The following is a 13,416-nucleotide window of genomic DNA, read 5'->3' on the forward strand; positions in this document are numbered from 1 at the left end:
CTTTTTTTGTTTCCGATGCACCAGACGTGCGGCGCATTTCGTTAGCCATCCGGATCAGATCCGGAGTACGAGCGACGACAACGACATCGCTCAACTGGCGTCGCTGCTCGGCTCGGCTTTGCGCGGGCGGCGGCTTCGCGTCGTCGACTTGCGCGGCGCCTTCTTGGCGGCGGGAGCTTTGGCTGCGTGAAGTTCTGCGTCGGGTGTCATGACCTGCGGCTCTGTCGCTGCGGCGTGTTCGGTAACGGGCGGCGCATCGGCAGGAACGGGTGAACCGGCATCGGTATCGGCAGCATCCGTTCGCTCAGTCTTCGCCTTGCTCGCTTTCTTCGCCTTCTTTGCCGCAGGCTTACGCGTGCCGCGGCTCTTGCGGCGTGTACCGTTCCTTTCGCTGTCCGCGTGTTCGTGCTGCGTCACGGATGCCTGCCCGATTGCCGTGACGTCCTCGCCAGTCGGGCTATTCTCTTCGTGAGTTTCAACCGCGTCATCTGTTTCAGCCATTGCAGCGGCTGTGGGCATCGCGGTCCATTCGTCGCCCGTGTCGCGCGAACTCGCGATGTCGCTCGTGCTCACGACGGCGCTCGCGCTGCGATACACGAACGTGCCCGACTTCTCGTCGCGGCCCACTTCCAGAAGCCCGCGCGATTGCGCCTCTTCCAGCAGATTGCCGAATGCGCGGAAACCGTAGTACGACTCGTTGAAGTCGGGCTTGCGGCGCTTGATCGCATCCTTCAGCGCCGACGCCCAGATCTTGCCGCTGTCGCCGCGCTCCGATGCGAGCGCATCGAAAGTATGCACGGCAAACTCGATGGCCTTCGTCTTGCGCGTTTCCAGATCTTCCTTGCGCTTTTCGCCATCGGACGCGCGCTTCATCGCCTGTTGTGCTGCCTGTTGCGCAGCCTTCGCGCTCTCGCGCTTCGCGGTCGCGCGCTGGCTCTCGCGTACCAGATCGTCGTAAAAAATGAACTCGTCGCAATTGGCCGTGAGCAGATCCGACGTCGAGCGCTGCACGCCGACGCCGATCACCTGCTTCGCGTTCTCGCGCAGCTTCGACACGAGCGGCGAGAAATCCGAGTCGCCGCTGATGATGACGAACGTGTTGACGTGCGACTTCGTATAGCAGAGATCGAGCGCATCGACGACGAGCCGGATATCCGCCGAGTTCTTGCCGGACTGCCGCACATGCGGAATTTCGATCAGCTCGAAGTTCGCTTCGTGCATCGCGGCCTTGAAGCCCTTGTAACGATCCCAGTCGCAGTACGCCTTCTTCACGACGATGCTGCCCTTCAGCAGCAGCCGTTCGAGAACCAGCTTGATGTCGAATTTCTCGTATTTCGCGTCGCGCACGCCGAGCGCGACGTTTTCGAAATCGCAGAACAGCGCCATGCTGACGGTATCCTGGGATGACGCCATGTATCTCTCCAATGAAGTGCAGGTACGATCGTCTCACACAACGCGGCGTCGATCGAGCACTTGTATGCGAGCGGCTTGCGCGCAATGCGTTCAGGCGCCGCCGAACGTGCCCGTTTCGGCGACCGCGCCAATAAATTCCTCTGTCGAGCGCACGAAGCCCATGCGCGGAAAGATGTGCTCGACGGGAAAGCGATGCACGTCGCCGGTGAAGCTCGACATCGCGTCTTCGATGAAGACCAGTTCGTAGCCGCGATCGAAGGCCGCACGGGCAGTCGATTCGACGCCGAAGTTCGTCGCAATGCCCGTCAGCACAATCGTGCGAATGCCACGGCGACGCAATTGCTGTTCCAGATCGGTGCCATAGAACGCGCCCCATTGACGCTTCGTCACGATCACGTCGCCGGCCTGCACATTGCATTCGGGCACGAGCTCCGACGCTTGCGGCGGCGGGGCGGGCGCGTCGCGCGGACGCAGCGGCGCGTCGGCGGGCAGCGACAGCAGTTGCGGGATATCGACGCGCACGAACACGACCGTGCCGCCCGCCGCGCGCAGTGCATCGGCGGCGCGCAGGGAACGCGCGACCACGTCGGCGGCCGAATGCGGCTCCAGTTGCCGTCCAATGTTGCTGTGCTGCAAATCGATCAGCACGATCGCCGTGCTGCGTGGGTCGATGGAAAGCGCTTGCGCCATATGTCACCTATATGTGAGGATGTGCTCATATCATGATACGACAGAAATATGAGTCAGGCCTCAGATAATCCGAAAATGCGGCGCGTGCCGCAGCAGGAGCGCGCGGCGAAGCGCGTCGATGCGCTGCTCGATGCGGCCGGCGAGGTGATCGCGGAACGCGGCTTCGAGGCCGCGACGATGACGGCCATCGCCGAGCGCGCAGGCACGTCGATCGGCGCGGTTTATCAATACTTTCCGAACAAGCATGCGCTCGTTCTTGCGCTGCGCACGCGCTACAGCAACGAAATGGATGCGCAATGGAGCGCGCTCAGCGAGGCGGCGCAAGCGTGGAGCGTCGAAGAACTGGTCGAGCGGCTGTTCGCGCTGATGGTCGAGTTCATGGCGGCGCGGCCTGCGTATCTGCCGCTGCTGTCGGTGTCGCTGAATTTCCGGCGCGATGCCGCCGCGCGCAACCGCTTGCGCGGCAAGTTCGCCGAACTGTTTCAACGCTACAGTCCGGCGCTGTCGGCCGACGACGCATTTCGCGTCGCCGAAGTCACGCTGCAGGTCGTGAAGAGCCTGAGCCCGCTGTACGCGGCCGCGAAGCCAAAAGAGCGCAAGCCGCTCGTCGACGAATACATGATGGTCGTTTCATCGTATCTGGCCGCGCGGGTGCGCTAGGCGCTTCACGTCGGGCCCATCACATCGGCGAATCACATCGGCGAATCACATCGCGCGATGCGCGGCGTCGATGACGCTCGCTTCACGCGTCGCGAGCACGTCGTCGATCAGGCCATACGACTTCGCCGCATCCGCCGACATGAAATTGTCACGGTCGGTGTCCTTCTCGATCTGCGCGATGCTCTGGCCTGTGCGCTGCGCGAGCACGGCGTTCAGGCGCTCGCGCAGATACAGCACTTCCTTCGCCTGGATTTCGATGTCCGACGCGGTGCCCTGGCCGCCGCCCGAAGGCTGATGAATCATGATGCGCGCATTGGGCAGCGCAAAGCGCTTGCCGGGCGCGCCCGCCGCAAGCAGGAACGTGCCCATGCTGGCCGCGAAGCCGGTGCATAGCGTCGAGACATCGGGCTTGATGAACTGCATCGTGTCGAAGATCGCGAGGCCGTCATAGACCGAGCCGCCCGGCGAGTTGATGTAAAAAGAAATATCCTTGTCAGGGTTCTCCGATTCGAGGAACAGCAGTTGCGCGACGATCAGGCTCGCCGACTGTTCGTTGACTGGGCCGACCAGAAATACGATCCGCTCGCGCAACAGGCGCGAATAGATGTCGTAGGCGCGCTCGCCGCGGCTCGATTGCTCGATGACGGTCGGCACGAGATTGAATCCGGAGTACGTCGTTGAAATGAAATGACGATGCATGCGTTCCTCGCTGATGGGCTCGTGTGTGCGAAAGGACCGCGCCGGTGCGCGGCTCCCATCGCAAGACGCGAAAGCGCGGGCGCGCGTGACAGAAGAATTTTTGCGTCCGCGTGTCACATCGCAGGCGGTTGGTCCGTCTAGCCGATGGGAACGCGAGAGGAGTGGCATGCATGGACCAGACAGAACAAGACAAGCCGGCGCAGTTCGAAGCGGTGCGCGCGAAGCTCTTCGCGCTCGCGTACCGGATGCTCGGCAGCCGCGCGGAAGCGGAAGACATCGTGCAGGACGCCTGGCTCAAATGGCATGCCGCCGACGCCAGCGAGCTGCGCTCATCCGCTGCGTGGCTCACGACGGTGACGACGCGCCTCGCGATCGACCGCCTGCGTCATCTGCAGACGGAGCGCGCGACGCATTCGGGCGGCTGGCTGCCGGACCCGTGGCTCGATGGGCTTGCGCCGTCGGCGGAAGATCTCGCGCTGCGGGCGGTGCAGATGTCATACGGCGTGATGTTGCTGCTCGAGCGCCTGAAGCCCGACGAGCGCGCCGCGTTCGTGCTGCATGAGGCATTCGATTGCGACTACGCGGAGATCGCGAAGATTCTCGCGAAGACACCCGCCCATTGCCGGCAGATCGTGCATCGCGCGAAAACGCGCTTGCGGCGCGAAGGTGTGCCGGCGAAGCACGCCGATCCCGCCGCGCATGCGCGCATCGTCGAACGCTTGCGGGCGGCGATGGAAGCGCAGGACCGCGTCGCGCTCGTGCGGCTCTTCTGTGAAGTGCCGAGCGTGGTCAGTGATGCGCCCGAACTGGTCGATGCCGTCGCGTCGGCGGAACACGTGGCGGCCACGCTGGCGATGCGCGGCAGCGGCGATCAGATGGAAACGGTGTCGATGAACGGCGCGAGCGCGGTGGCGCTGATGCGCGACGGAGAGATCGACACGCTGCTCGATATTTCAATCGGCGAGGACGAGCGCATCGTCGCGTTGCATATCGTGACGGGCGCGCTGCGGCTCGCGCCCGCTGCGCGCGTGTTCGGACGCGCGGCGATCTTGCGGCTCCTGCGACCGATCAGCAGCCAGGCCGCGTCAGTTACGATGCGCGGCCACCTCCCAGTTGATATCCACGCATAGCACCTGCATGCCGCGCGCGGTCTCCGCCGCGATCGACGCCGTCACGCACAGGTGCGCCTCGTTGATCGACAGATACGGCGGCGTCAGATGCACTTGCCCCGGCGCGCGCACGGCTTCGATGAAATACGGACGGCGCTCCCAGCTCGCGCCTTCCGAATGCATGAGCGGCCGGAACCGCTTCGCGCGCTGCGATGCGCGGCCCGGCGGCAAGACGTTGTCGCCGATCTGGCGGCCCGAGCCGTCGAGCAGGAAGCAGCGCGCCGTCTCGCGCAACACGAGCAGCGGCGCGGTCGCATCGGCCATCGTTTCGCCTTCGACAAGGTGCGTACTCGCCGCTTCCAGTGCCGTGACGAACGGCGCGAGCCGCTCGGCCTGCGCACGCTTGCGCTCTGCCACGCGCTGACGCAGCGCCGCCGATAGTTCGTCCATGAGCTTCACCGTCGCCTGGCGCGCGACGGGCTCGACGCTCGGCGCTGCGAAGAACGTGCCCTGCACGAAATCGACATTGCATTCGAGCGCGATCAGCGCATCGCGCTCGGTGGAAAGGCCGCCCATCAGCACCAGTTGCCCCGACTCGTGCAGCATCGACACGATGCCGGGCAGCACGCGCTCGATATGCGAATGCTCGGTGGCCTGCGCGAGAATGCAGCGGTCGAGCGTGACGATATCGGGCCGCAGATTCCACACGCGGTCGATGTTCGAATGCTTCGCGCCGAAGCCGTCGAGCGCGATCAGAAAACCGGACTTGCGCAACGCATCGATGATTGCGGTGAAGCGGGTCGTCTCGCCGCCCGAATGCTCGGAGACTTCGAGCACCACGCGCTGCGGCGGCAGGCCGAGCGCCTTCAGGCCGGCGAGCAACGCGTCGCCGTAGCTCGTGTCCATCAGCGCGGCGGGATGCAGGCTCAGGAAGAGCCATTCGTCGTGGCTGTCGAACGCGTTGAAGTTGCCCAGATGCAGCGATTCGGCGAGACGCCCGAGCTCAAGCAGATCGCCACGGCGTGCTGCTTGCGTGAAGACTTCCGCCGATGGCACCTGCTTGCCGTTTTCATCGTGCGCGCGCAGCGACGCGTGATAGCCGATCGCGCGTCGATGCGAAACCGAAAAGACAGGCTGAAACACGCTGAAAACCGTGTAGCCGCCATACCGGACGGTGCGGCGCGAACCTTCGTCGCCCGCCACGGGGCGCGTCTGGAAGCCGGGAGGATCGAGTTCGATCATGCTCATCGTGTCGGTCATCGGTAGAGAAGCGAGGCAAGCCGCGCGCATTGCGCGGACACGTCGAGTTTACTCGATAGGTCAGCAAGAAACATGCGCAGAACGAAATGCCGCGGCCATTTGCGGCTGAATCGCGTTGATCGCGCTCGTGCATCGCGCCTTCCTTCGGAGCGTGCGGGGGCGTGCTTCGGGTCTTGCTTCGCGCGTTGCTTCGATTGTGCGCCGGGAAAGCGGCCACTGTCATGCGCGCGGCGCGCGATGCGCACATCGATGGTGCGGCACGCGCCCCGTAACGGTTCCGACGGGTGCCACGAATCATGCGCGTCCCGTTCGGGAGCGTGCCGCCATCATGTGCGTTCCTGCGGATCGGCGCGCTTCGCGGGCTGCCGGATGTCGGCCGACAACTGCGCGAAGATCCACGACGTCGCGGCCGTGATCAGGCCGACGCACAGGAACGTCGCGTGAAAGGCGGGCAGCGAGTTCGCGGCCGTCACGCGCGGGATGATGCCCGTGAACGTCGTGAGCAGAGCGCCCGCGACAGTGACGCCGAGACTCATCGCGAGCATCTGCACGAGCGAGAAGAGGCTGTTGCCGCTGCTTGCGCCGCCCGTGCCGAGGTCTTTCAGCGTCAGTGTGTTCATCGCGGTGAACTGCATCGAGTTGACACCGCCGAAGAACGCGAGCTGCACGAGGCGCAGCCACAGCGGCTGATGCATGCTCGTCAGCGAGAAGCTGGCCATCGCGAGGCCGACGAGCACGGTGTTCGACACGAGCACGCGCCGGTAGCCGTACTTCATGATGAGGTTCGTGACGAGGCGCTTCGACGACATGCCGGCGGCAGCGACGGGCAGCATCATCAGGCCCGCTTCGAATGCGCTGTAGCCGAGGCTCACCTGCAACAGCAGCGGAATCAGATACGGCATCGCGCCGCTGCCGATCCGCGCGAACAGATTGCCGAGCAGGCCGACGCTGAACGTGTGAATCTTGAAGAGGTCGAGCGAGAAGATCGGGTTCGCTGCGCGCACCGCATGCAATCCGTAGGCGACGAAACAGCCGAGCGAAAGAATCAGCAGCATTAGCACCGTTGCATGCTGAATGGAAAACTCGGTGCGTCCGTCGAGCGCCATCGAGATCGACACCATCCCGACGATCAGCAGCAGATAGCCTTTGATGTCGAACGGCGCGGTGTCGGGATTGCGGCTGTCGGGCATGAAGATGAATGTCGCGATCACGCCCGCGATGCCGACGGGCACGTTGATCAGGAAGATCCAGTGCCACGACGCGATCTTGACGAGCCAGCCGCCGAGCGTCGGTCCGATCAGCGGGCCGATCAGGCCAGGAATCGCGACGAACGACAGCGCGGGCAAATAACGTTCGGCGGGAAACACGCGCAGCACGGCGAGGCGTCCGACGGGCAGCAGCATCGCGCCGCCCACGCCTTGCAGCACGCGATAGATCACCAGTTGCGTGAGCGTATGCGCGTTCGCGCACAGCAGCGAGCCGACTGTGAAGATCAGGATCGCGCTCATGAACACGCGCCGCGTGCCGAGCTTGTCCGCGAGCCAGCCGGACACGGGAATCATCACGGCCATCGTCAGCGAGTACGCGATCACGACTGATTGCATGCGCAACGACAGCTCGCCGAGACTCGTCGCCATCGCGGGCAATGCGGTGTTGACGATCGTCGAATCGAGCGTCTGCATGAAGAAGCCCGTCGCGACGATCCACAACATCACCGACAGCGAGCGGGCAGTGGGCGCGGTGTGAGCAGTGTGATGGGCGGTCGATTCGGACATGAACGCTAGGCAGGACGGCTGGGCGGGGGGAGCCCACATTCTAAGGAAAAAGCGCTGTGCCCGTATGACGGGGCCGCACGGGCAAAAAGCGCGCAGGCCGTGAGCAAAAGGCACGCAGGCAGAGGCAGCAAGCCGCGCGCCTCGCCGTTCGTCATGGCTCCAGTTGCGCTGCCGCCTCGAAGAATGCCCGCGCGCGCGGATCGTTCGCGAACGCGGCGTTGATGCGTATCCACGGGCTCGTTTCCGCGTTCGGGCGGAAGTAGCTGCCGGGCGCAACGGTCACGCCGAGCGGCGCACCGCACTCCACCAGCCGCTGCGCATCGTCGACATGCGGCACGCGCGCCCACACGAACTTTCCGCCCAACGGATTTTCGAACACCTGCCAGCCGCTCATTTCCAGTGTCTGCACTGTCGCGCCGAGCGCATCGCGCATGCGCCGGCGCAATCTTTCGAGATGCTTGCGATACATCCCGCGTTCGAGCAGTGCGACCGTAACCGCTTCCGCGAAGCGCGATCCGCCGATGCTCGTGAGCATCTTGATGTCGGCGAGATCCTTGATCGTTGCGTGGTCCGCGATCACATAGCCGATGCGCAGCGACGACGACAGCGTTTTCGACAGCCCGCCGATATAGATCACGTGTTCGAGCTGATCGAGTGTCGCGAGCCGATCGGTCGGCTCCGCCTGGAAGTCCGCATAAATGTCGTCTTCGAGAATCTTGAAGCCATGCTCGCGCGCCAGTTGCAGCAGACGGAACGCGACGGGCGGCGCGACCGTCGTGCCCGTCGGGTTGTGAAACACCGAGTTGATGAAGAAGAGCTTCGGCCGATGCTGCTGCAACTGCGCCTGCAACACATCGAGATCGGGCCCTGTGCGCGTGCGCGGAATGCCGACGAGGTTCACGCCATGCAGCTTCAGCAGGCCGTTGAAATTGTAGTAGCCGGGGTCTTCGACGAAGATCGTGTCGCCGGGCTTGAGCATGTAGCGCATCAGCAGATCCATCGCCTGGCTCGCGCCGATCGTGATGAGGATGTGCGACGCGTCCGCTTCGATGCCGAGCTGCGCGACGCGCCCCTGCAGATGCTCGCGCAGCGCCGCGTTGCCGAGCGGCGTCGCATAGTCGATCATGCTTGCGCCGTCGGTGCGCGACACGTAGCGGATCGCCTGCGCGAGGCTGTCCATGTCGCGCCACGCCTCGGGGATGAAACCGCTGCCGAGCTTCAGCGACTCGCCGGGATGATTGAACTGCTGGAGGATGTGCACCGATTCTTCCTCGGCGCGGCGCGGATCGGATGCGCCCTGACACGCCATCGACGCGCGATGCCGCTCCGCCACGTAAAAGCCCGAGCCGGGACGCGAATCCAGATAGCCGAGCGACACGAGCCGGTCATATGCCTCGATCACGGGAAAGCGGCTGATGTCGTTATCGGTGGCGAACTGGCGGATCGACGGCAGCCGCGCGCCCGGATGCGCGGTGCGCGAGCGTATCCACTCCTGCACGCCGCTCACGATCTGCTCGGTGAGCGGCACGCCGTTGTCGCGGTTCAGTTCGATGTCGAGCTTCATGACGTGTCTTCCTTCGCTTCGTCCTTCGCCGGTGACGGTACGTCTGTCACGGCCGAAGCGCCAGCAACTGTCAGGTTTTCTGACTGTACAGTTCTTTGGAAACTGTTCAGTACTGTGCATGTGACAGCCATCATCGCACGCCAATAATGGATGCAAGCGAAAAAGCTTTTCAAGGAGCACTGCGATGCGTGAAATCCGTACTTTCGAACTCGAACACGGCGAGCCGGCGAGCGCCTGGCGGGTCGCGCAGCCGCTCGCAGTGAACGTGCTGGCGGGCGAACTGTGGCTGACCGTCGAAGGCGATGCAGAGGACTATTGGCTCGCGCCGGGGGAGTCGTTCGAACTGAAGCGCGGCGCCGTCGCGTGGCTGAGCGCCGGACGCGAAGGCGTGCGGCTGTCGCTGACGGTTGCGGACGGCCGGCGCGAGATGGGCGACACGCTGCGCGTTCAGCGGCAGCGTCCGATGCGCTGGACGTGGATGCCGCGCCGGCTGTTTACCGCGTGACGGCGGTTTCAGGTTTGCGATTCGCGGTTTAAAGCGCCGTCAGTCCGCTTCATACGCACCGATATACCTTGCGCGCGGACGGATCAGCCGGCCGTCGCTGGTCTGCTCGATCGCGTGCGCGATCCAGCCCGTCACGCGGCCCACTGCGAACAGCGTGAAGGCCGCGCCGGCGGGCAAGCCGAGCACCCGCTCGATGGCCGCGAGCGCGTAGTCGACGGTCGGCTCGGCGCCCGTCGTGTCGTGCACGGCGCGCGCAAGCCTTCGCGCTTCAGTCAGCGACGAGCGCATCGGCGCGCATTGACCGAGCAGATCGAGCAGCAGCCGCGCGCGCGGATCGCCGTCCGGATACAGCGGATGGCCGAAGCCCGACAGCGCCGGACCCGCCGCGCCATGCTCAGAATGCGCGAGCCGCGTGGCGAGATAGCGGTCGAGATCGGCGGCGCGCGCGGCTTCGTCGAACAACGCCGCGATGCGCGCCGTTTCTCCGCCATGCCGAGGCCCCGACAGCGCCGCGAGTCCGCCCGCGACGGCACCGAACAGATGCGTGCCCGTCGACGTGATGCAGCGCACCGTGAACGTCGACGCATTCAGTTCGTGATCGGCACAGGCGACGAGCGCAGCGCGCAGCAGGTTGCTCTGCGCGCGGTTGCGCACGCCCCACGCGCTCGCGAGCTGCTTGTGCAGCGGTTCGTTCGATGGCGCAGCGGAAATCATCGCGCCCGCCAGCAGCCGGATCAGTGCGCAGGCATTGTCGAGCTGCGCATCGCGGCCGAGCGCCCAGACGCGCGGCATCTGCGCGGCGGCTGCGGGCAGCAGCACCAGCGCGCGATCGAGCGGCGCGCTGTCGCTCCACAGCTTCAGCCACGCCGACCATTGCGCGGCGGCGAGCGGCGCGGCAGGCGCATCGGCAATACGCCGCGCGCTGCATTCCCACAGCAGCGCCGCGACTTCTTCCAGCGTGGCCGTGCGCGCCAGTTCGATCGCGTCACGGCCACGGTATAGCAGCTTGCCGTCCGCGATCAGCGTGATCGACGATTCGAGCACGGGCACGCCCCAGTCCAACACTTTCTGCGCGACCTTGCCCGCGCGCTTGCCGTCTTCCTTGCGGCGCGCGAGACGCCGCACTTCGTCCGCATCGTAGAGACGCCGCTTGCCGTCCGCATCGGGCGTCGAGCGCAACATGCCCCGGCTGACGTACGCATAGAGCGTCGTGACGCTGATGCCGAGCATCGCGGCGGCTTCATCGGCGGACAGGTATCGGGCAGCGGAACTCACCTGGGTCCTCATTTGTGTCATATCGAAGGGGCAAAGCCAAAGAAAACGATATATGTTGATTATATGAATCAAGATTGATCATGACGAGCGGCAAATCTAGACTGAGTCACGCCTTCGTTCCGGATGCCCGCTCATCATGACGCCCCAACTCGCTCTCGATCATCTGTGGTCCGTTGCCGGTTGCGATCCGGCCTTGCTCGATTACGCGGCCATCGACGGCAATGACCCGTCGCTGCCTTCCGTGTTCCGCGTCGGGACGCTCGCGAGCGCGTCGATTGCGGCGATGGGTCTGGCCGCCGCCGAATGCTTCAGGCTGCGCACGGGCCGTATGCAGCGCGTCGATGTGAGCGTGCGGCGCGCGCTCATCGCGTTTCGCAGCGAGCGTTATCTGCGCGTCAACGATGGCCTCCCGCCCGAATTGCGCCATCCCGTCACGGGCTTCTACGCGACGCGCGATAGCCGCTGGATTCAGTTGCACACGAACTTTCCGCATCATCTGCAAGGCGTGCTGAAGGTGCTCGGCTGCGACGGCGATCCGGGCGCCGTGGCCGAAGCGATACGTGGCTGGGACGGTGCGAAGCTCGACCAGACGCTCGCCGATGCTGGCCTGTGCGCCGCGCTGATCCGCTCGCCGCGCGAATGGGCCGCGCTCGACCAGGCGAAGGCGATTGCGGATCTGCCGCTCTTCGAAATCGAACGGATCGGCGACGCGCCGCCGGAAGCACCGGGGCGGGACGCGGCGCAGCGGCCGCTGACGGGGACGCGCGTGCTCGATCTGTCGCGGATCATCGCGGGACCCGTGGCCGGGCGCGCGCTCGCGCAGCATGGCGCGGACGTCTTGCTGATCAACGGGCCGCATCTGCCGAACATCGCGCCGCTCGTCATCGATAACGGACGCGGCAAGCGCTCGGCGACGCTCGATCTGCGCGAGTCCGCCGCACGCGAGCAGTTGCACGCGCTCGCCGCCGATGCCGATGTGTTCCTTCAGGCGTACCGGCCGGGCTCGCTTGCTTCGCGCGGCTTTGCGCCCGAAGCGCTCGCGCGGATCAGGCCGGGCACCGTCTGCGTGTCGATTTCGGCGTATGGGCATGCGGGTCCGTGGGCGACGCGGCGCGGCTTCGACAGTCTCGTGCAGTCGGCGAGCGGCATCGCGTACACGGAGAGTCACGCGGCGGGCGTCGAAGGGCCGAAGCATCTGCCGTGTCAGGCGCTCGATCACGCGACGGGCTATCTCGCCGCGTTCGGCGCGATGGTCGCGCTGGCGCGCCGCGCGCAAGAGGGCGGAAGCTGGCACGTGCGGTTGTCGCTTGCGCAGACGGGGCGCTGGTTGCAATCGATGGGACAGATCGAGGACGGCTGGCGCGCGCCCGACGTGAAATACGACGACGTGCAGGACTGTCTGCACGAAGTCGACTCGCCGTTCGGCCTCGTGCGCGCGGCGGCGCCCGCCGAGCGGATGTCCGAGACGCCCGCGTTCTATGCTCGGCCGCCCGTGCCGATCGGCACCGACGCGGCGCGCTGGGAAGACTGAACCTCGCCGACCAGCCGGAACCGACGCGCGCTACTTGCGCAGCTCGGCGACGAAGTCGTAGTAATCGTTGCGGCAGTAGGTGTCGGTGAGCTCGATCGCGCGCTGGTCCGCTGTGTAGCCGACACGTGTGATCAGCAGCAGCGCTTCGTTCGGCGCGATGCTCATCTGCTGCGCGATCTCGTCGCTCGCGTTGACCGCGCGGAAGTGCTGCAACGCGCGCACGATCGTCAGCCCGCGCTGCTCGAGATACGTGTACAGCGAATCGCCGATGGCCTGCGGGTCGGGAATGATCGAAGCGGGGAACGTCGAGTTTTCGACGGCCATCACGATGCCGTCCGCGAGACGCAAGCGACGCAAACGCGTGACGGCGGCGGCGGGCGACAGCCCGAGCTGGATCACTTCATCGCGATTGGCGGGCACGATCTCACGCGAGAGCCACTGCGAGCTTGGCGTGAAGCCGCGCCGGCGCAGCATTTCGCTGAAGCTCGACAGGCGCGACAGCGGGTCTTCGTAGCGCGGCGTGATGAAGCTGCCCGCGCCTTGCGAACGGCGGATCAGCCCCTGTTCGACGAGCAGCGCGATCGCCTTGCGTGCGGTGATTCGCGATACGCCGAGCGCTTCCGATAACACGCGCTCCGACGGCAGCGCTTCGCCTGCGTTCCAGCGGTTCTCGTGGATCGCGTTGCCGAGCTTGCGGGCGAGCTGAAGATACAGCGGAGTGTCGTTTTCCGGGTCCGGGCGCAGGTCGCGCCAGCGGTCTTCCGAGGCTGGATTCATGTGACGGACGCAAGAAGGGCAAGCGGCAATTCTATGACATTGGCGCGCTGCGTTATAGCGGGGTTTTGCCGGGACGCCGATGCGTTTCGCGATCAGACGCTACACTCGTTGCGCTAGCCGATGCGAGAGCGCATCGTCATCACATCATCTGCGAGGAA

12 protein-coding genes are annotated in these 13,416 nt (G+C 65.3%); 4 read left to right on the forward strand and 8 right to left on the reverse strand.

The genetic code is table 11. The features are described 5' to 3' along the window. Nucleotides 1-90 precede the first annotated feature (90 nt). Together GCT13_RS04710 and GCT13_RS04715 are read right to left on the reverse strand one after the other, a co-directional pair. A complete protein-coding gene (locus GCT13_RS04710; RefSeq protein ID WP_152755581.1) occupies nt 91-1,413 on the reverse strand; it encodes an NYN domain-containing protein in 1,323 nt (440 codons plus the stop codon). Nucleotides 1,414-1,503: 90 nt separating this feature from the next. Next, a complete protein-coding gene (locus tag GCT13_RS04715) occupies nt 1,504-2,103 on the reverse strand; it encodes an isochorismatase family protein (protein WP_152755582.1) in 600 nt (199 codons plus the stop codon). Between the two features lie 48 nt (nt 2,104-2,151). Here GCT13_RS04715 and GCT13_RS04720 point away from each other — a divergent pair, with 48 nt between their 5' ends. Beyond that, nucleotides 2,152-2,763, forward strand: coding sequence for a TetR/AcrR family transcriptional regulator (locus tag GCT13_RS04720; protein ID WP_152755583.1), 612 nt, complete (start codon nt 2,152-2,154; stop codon nt 2,761-2,763). Nucleotides 2,764-2,808: 45 nt separating this feature from the next. On the opposite strand, the gene clpP is transcribed toward GCT13_RS04720, so the two are convergent. Beyond that, nucleotides 2,809-3,462 carry an ATP-dependent Clp endopeptidase proteolytic subunit ClpP gene (gene clpP, locus GCT13_RS04725; RefSeq protein WP_152755584.1) on the reverse strand — a complete coding sequence of 218 codons (654 nt, stop codon included), beginning with the start codon at nt 3,460-3,462 and terminating at the stop codon, nt 2,809-2,811. Nucleotides 3,463-3,632: 170 nt separating this feature from the next. On the opposite strand from clpP, the gene GCT13_RS04730 reads away from it, so the two are divergent. Next, nucleotides 3,633-4,592 carry a sigma-70 family RNA polymerase sigma factor gene (locus tag GCT13_RS04730; protein WP_152755585.1) on the forward strand — a complete coding sequence of 320 codons (960 nt, stop codon included), beginning with the start codon at nt 3,633-3,635 and terminating at the stop codon, nt 4,590-4,592. Here the strand turns inward: GCT13_RS04730 and GCT13_RS04735 are convergent. The 3 genes from GCT13_RS04735 to GCT13_RS04745 all read right to left on the reverse strand — a co-directional run bounded on the left by GCT13_RS04735 (nt 4,548) and on the right by GCT13_RS04745 (nt 9,170). Beyond that, nucleotides 4,548-5,819: an EAL domain-containing protein gene (locus tag GCT13_RS04735; protein ID WP_152755586.1), complete on the reverse strand. Its 1,272-nt coding sequence runs from the start codon at nt 5,817-5,819 to the stop codon at nt 4,548-4,550. The genes GCT13_RS04730 and GCT13_RS04735 overlap by 45 nt on opposite strands. Nucleotides 5,820-6,157: 338 nt before the next feature. Further along, nucleotides 6,158-7,606 carry a multidrug transporter subunit MdtD gene (gene mdtD, locus GCT13_RS04740; protein ID WP_152755587.1) on the reverse strand — a complete coding sequence of 483 codons (1,449 nt, stop codon included), beginning with the start codon at nt 7,604-7,606 and terminating at the stop codon, nt 6,158-6,160. A gap of 151 nt (nt 7,607-7,757) precedes the next feature. Further along, nucleotides 7,758-9,170 (reverse strand): aminotransferase-like domain-containing protein, encoded by a 1,413-nt coding sequence (locus GCT13_RS04745; protein ID WP_152755588.1) that lies wholly within the window; start codon nt 9,168-9,170, stop codon nt 7,758-7,760. Between the two features lie 184 nt (nt 9,171-9,354). Here GCT13_RS04745 and GCT13_RS04750 point away from each other — a divergent pair, with 184 nt between their 5' ends. Continuing rightward, nucleotides 9,355-9,675, forward strand: coding sequence for a DUF2917 domain-containing protein (locus GCT13_RS04750; protein WP_152755589.1), 321 nt, complete (start codon nt 9,355-9,357; stop codon nt 9,673-9,675). Between the two features lie 39 nt (nt 9,676-9,714). Here the strand turns inward: GCT13_RS04750 and GCT13_RS04755 are convergent, their stop codons facing one another. Next, on the reverse strand, nt 9,715-10,950 hold the full coding sequence (locus GCT13_RS04755; RefSeq protein WP_321574187.1) for a citrate synthase family protein: 1,236 nt from the start codon (nt 10,948-10,950) through the stop codon (nt 9,715-9,717). Nucleotides 10,951-11,086: 136 nt separating this feature from the next. Between GCT13_RS04755 and GCT13_RS04760 the strand changes: the two genes are divergently transcribed. Then, complete coding sequence (locus GCT13_RS04760; protein ID WP_152755591.1) at nt 11,087-12,481, forward strand: CoA transferase; 1,395 nt, start codon at nt 11,087-11,089, stop codon at nt 12,479-12,481. Nucleotides 12,482-12,511: 30 nt separating this feature from the next. Here the strand turns inward: GCT13_RS04760 and GCT13_RS04765 are convergent, their stop codons facing one another. Continuing rightward, the gene (locus tag GCT13_RS04765) at nt 12,512-13,258 is read right to left on the reverse strand and encodes a GntR family transcriptional regulator (protein WP_087739424.1); all 747 of its coding nucleotides are present in this window, start codon (nt 13,256-13,258) and stop codon (nt 12,512-12,514) included. Nucleotides 13,259-13,416 lie beyond the last annotated feature (158 nt).

Source organism: Paraburkholderia franconis, assembly GCF_009362735.1.
GTDB lineage: Bacteria > Pseudomonadota > Gammaproteobacteria > Burkholderiales > Burkholderiaceae > Paraburkholderia > Paraburkholderia franconis.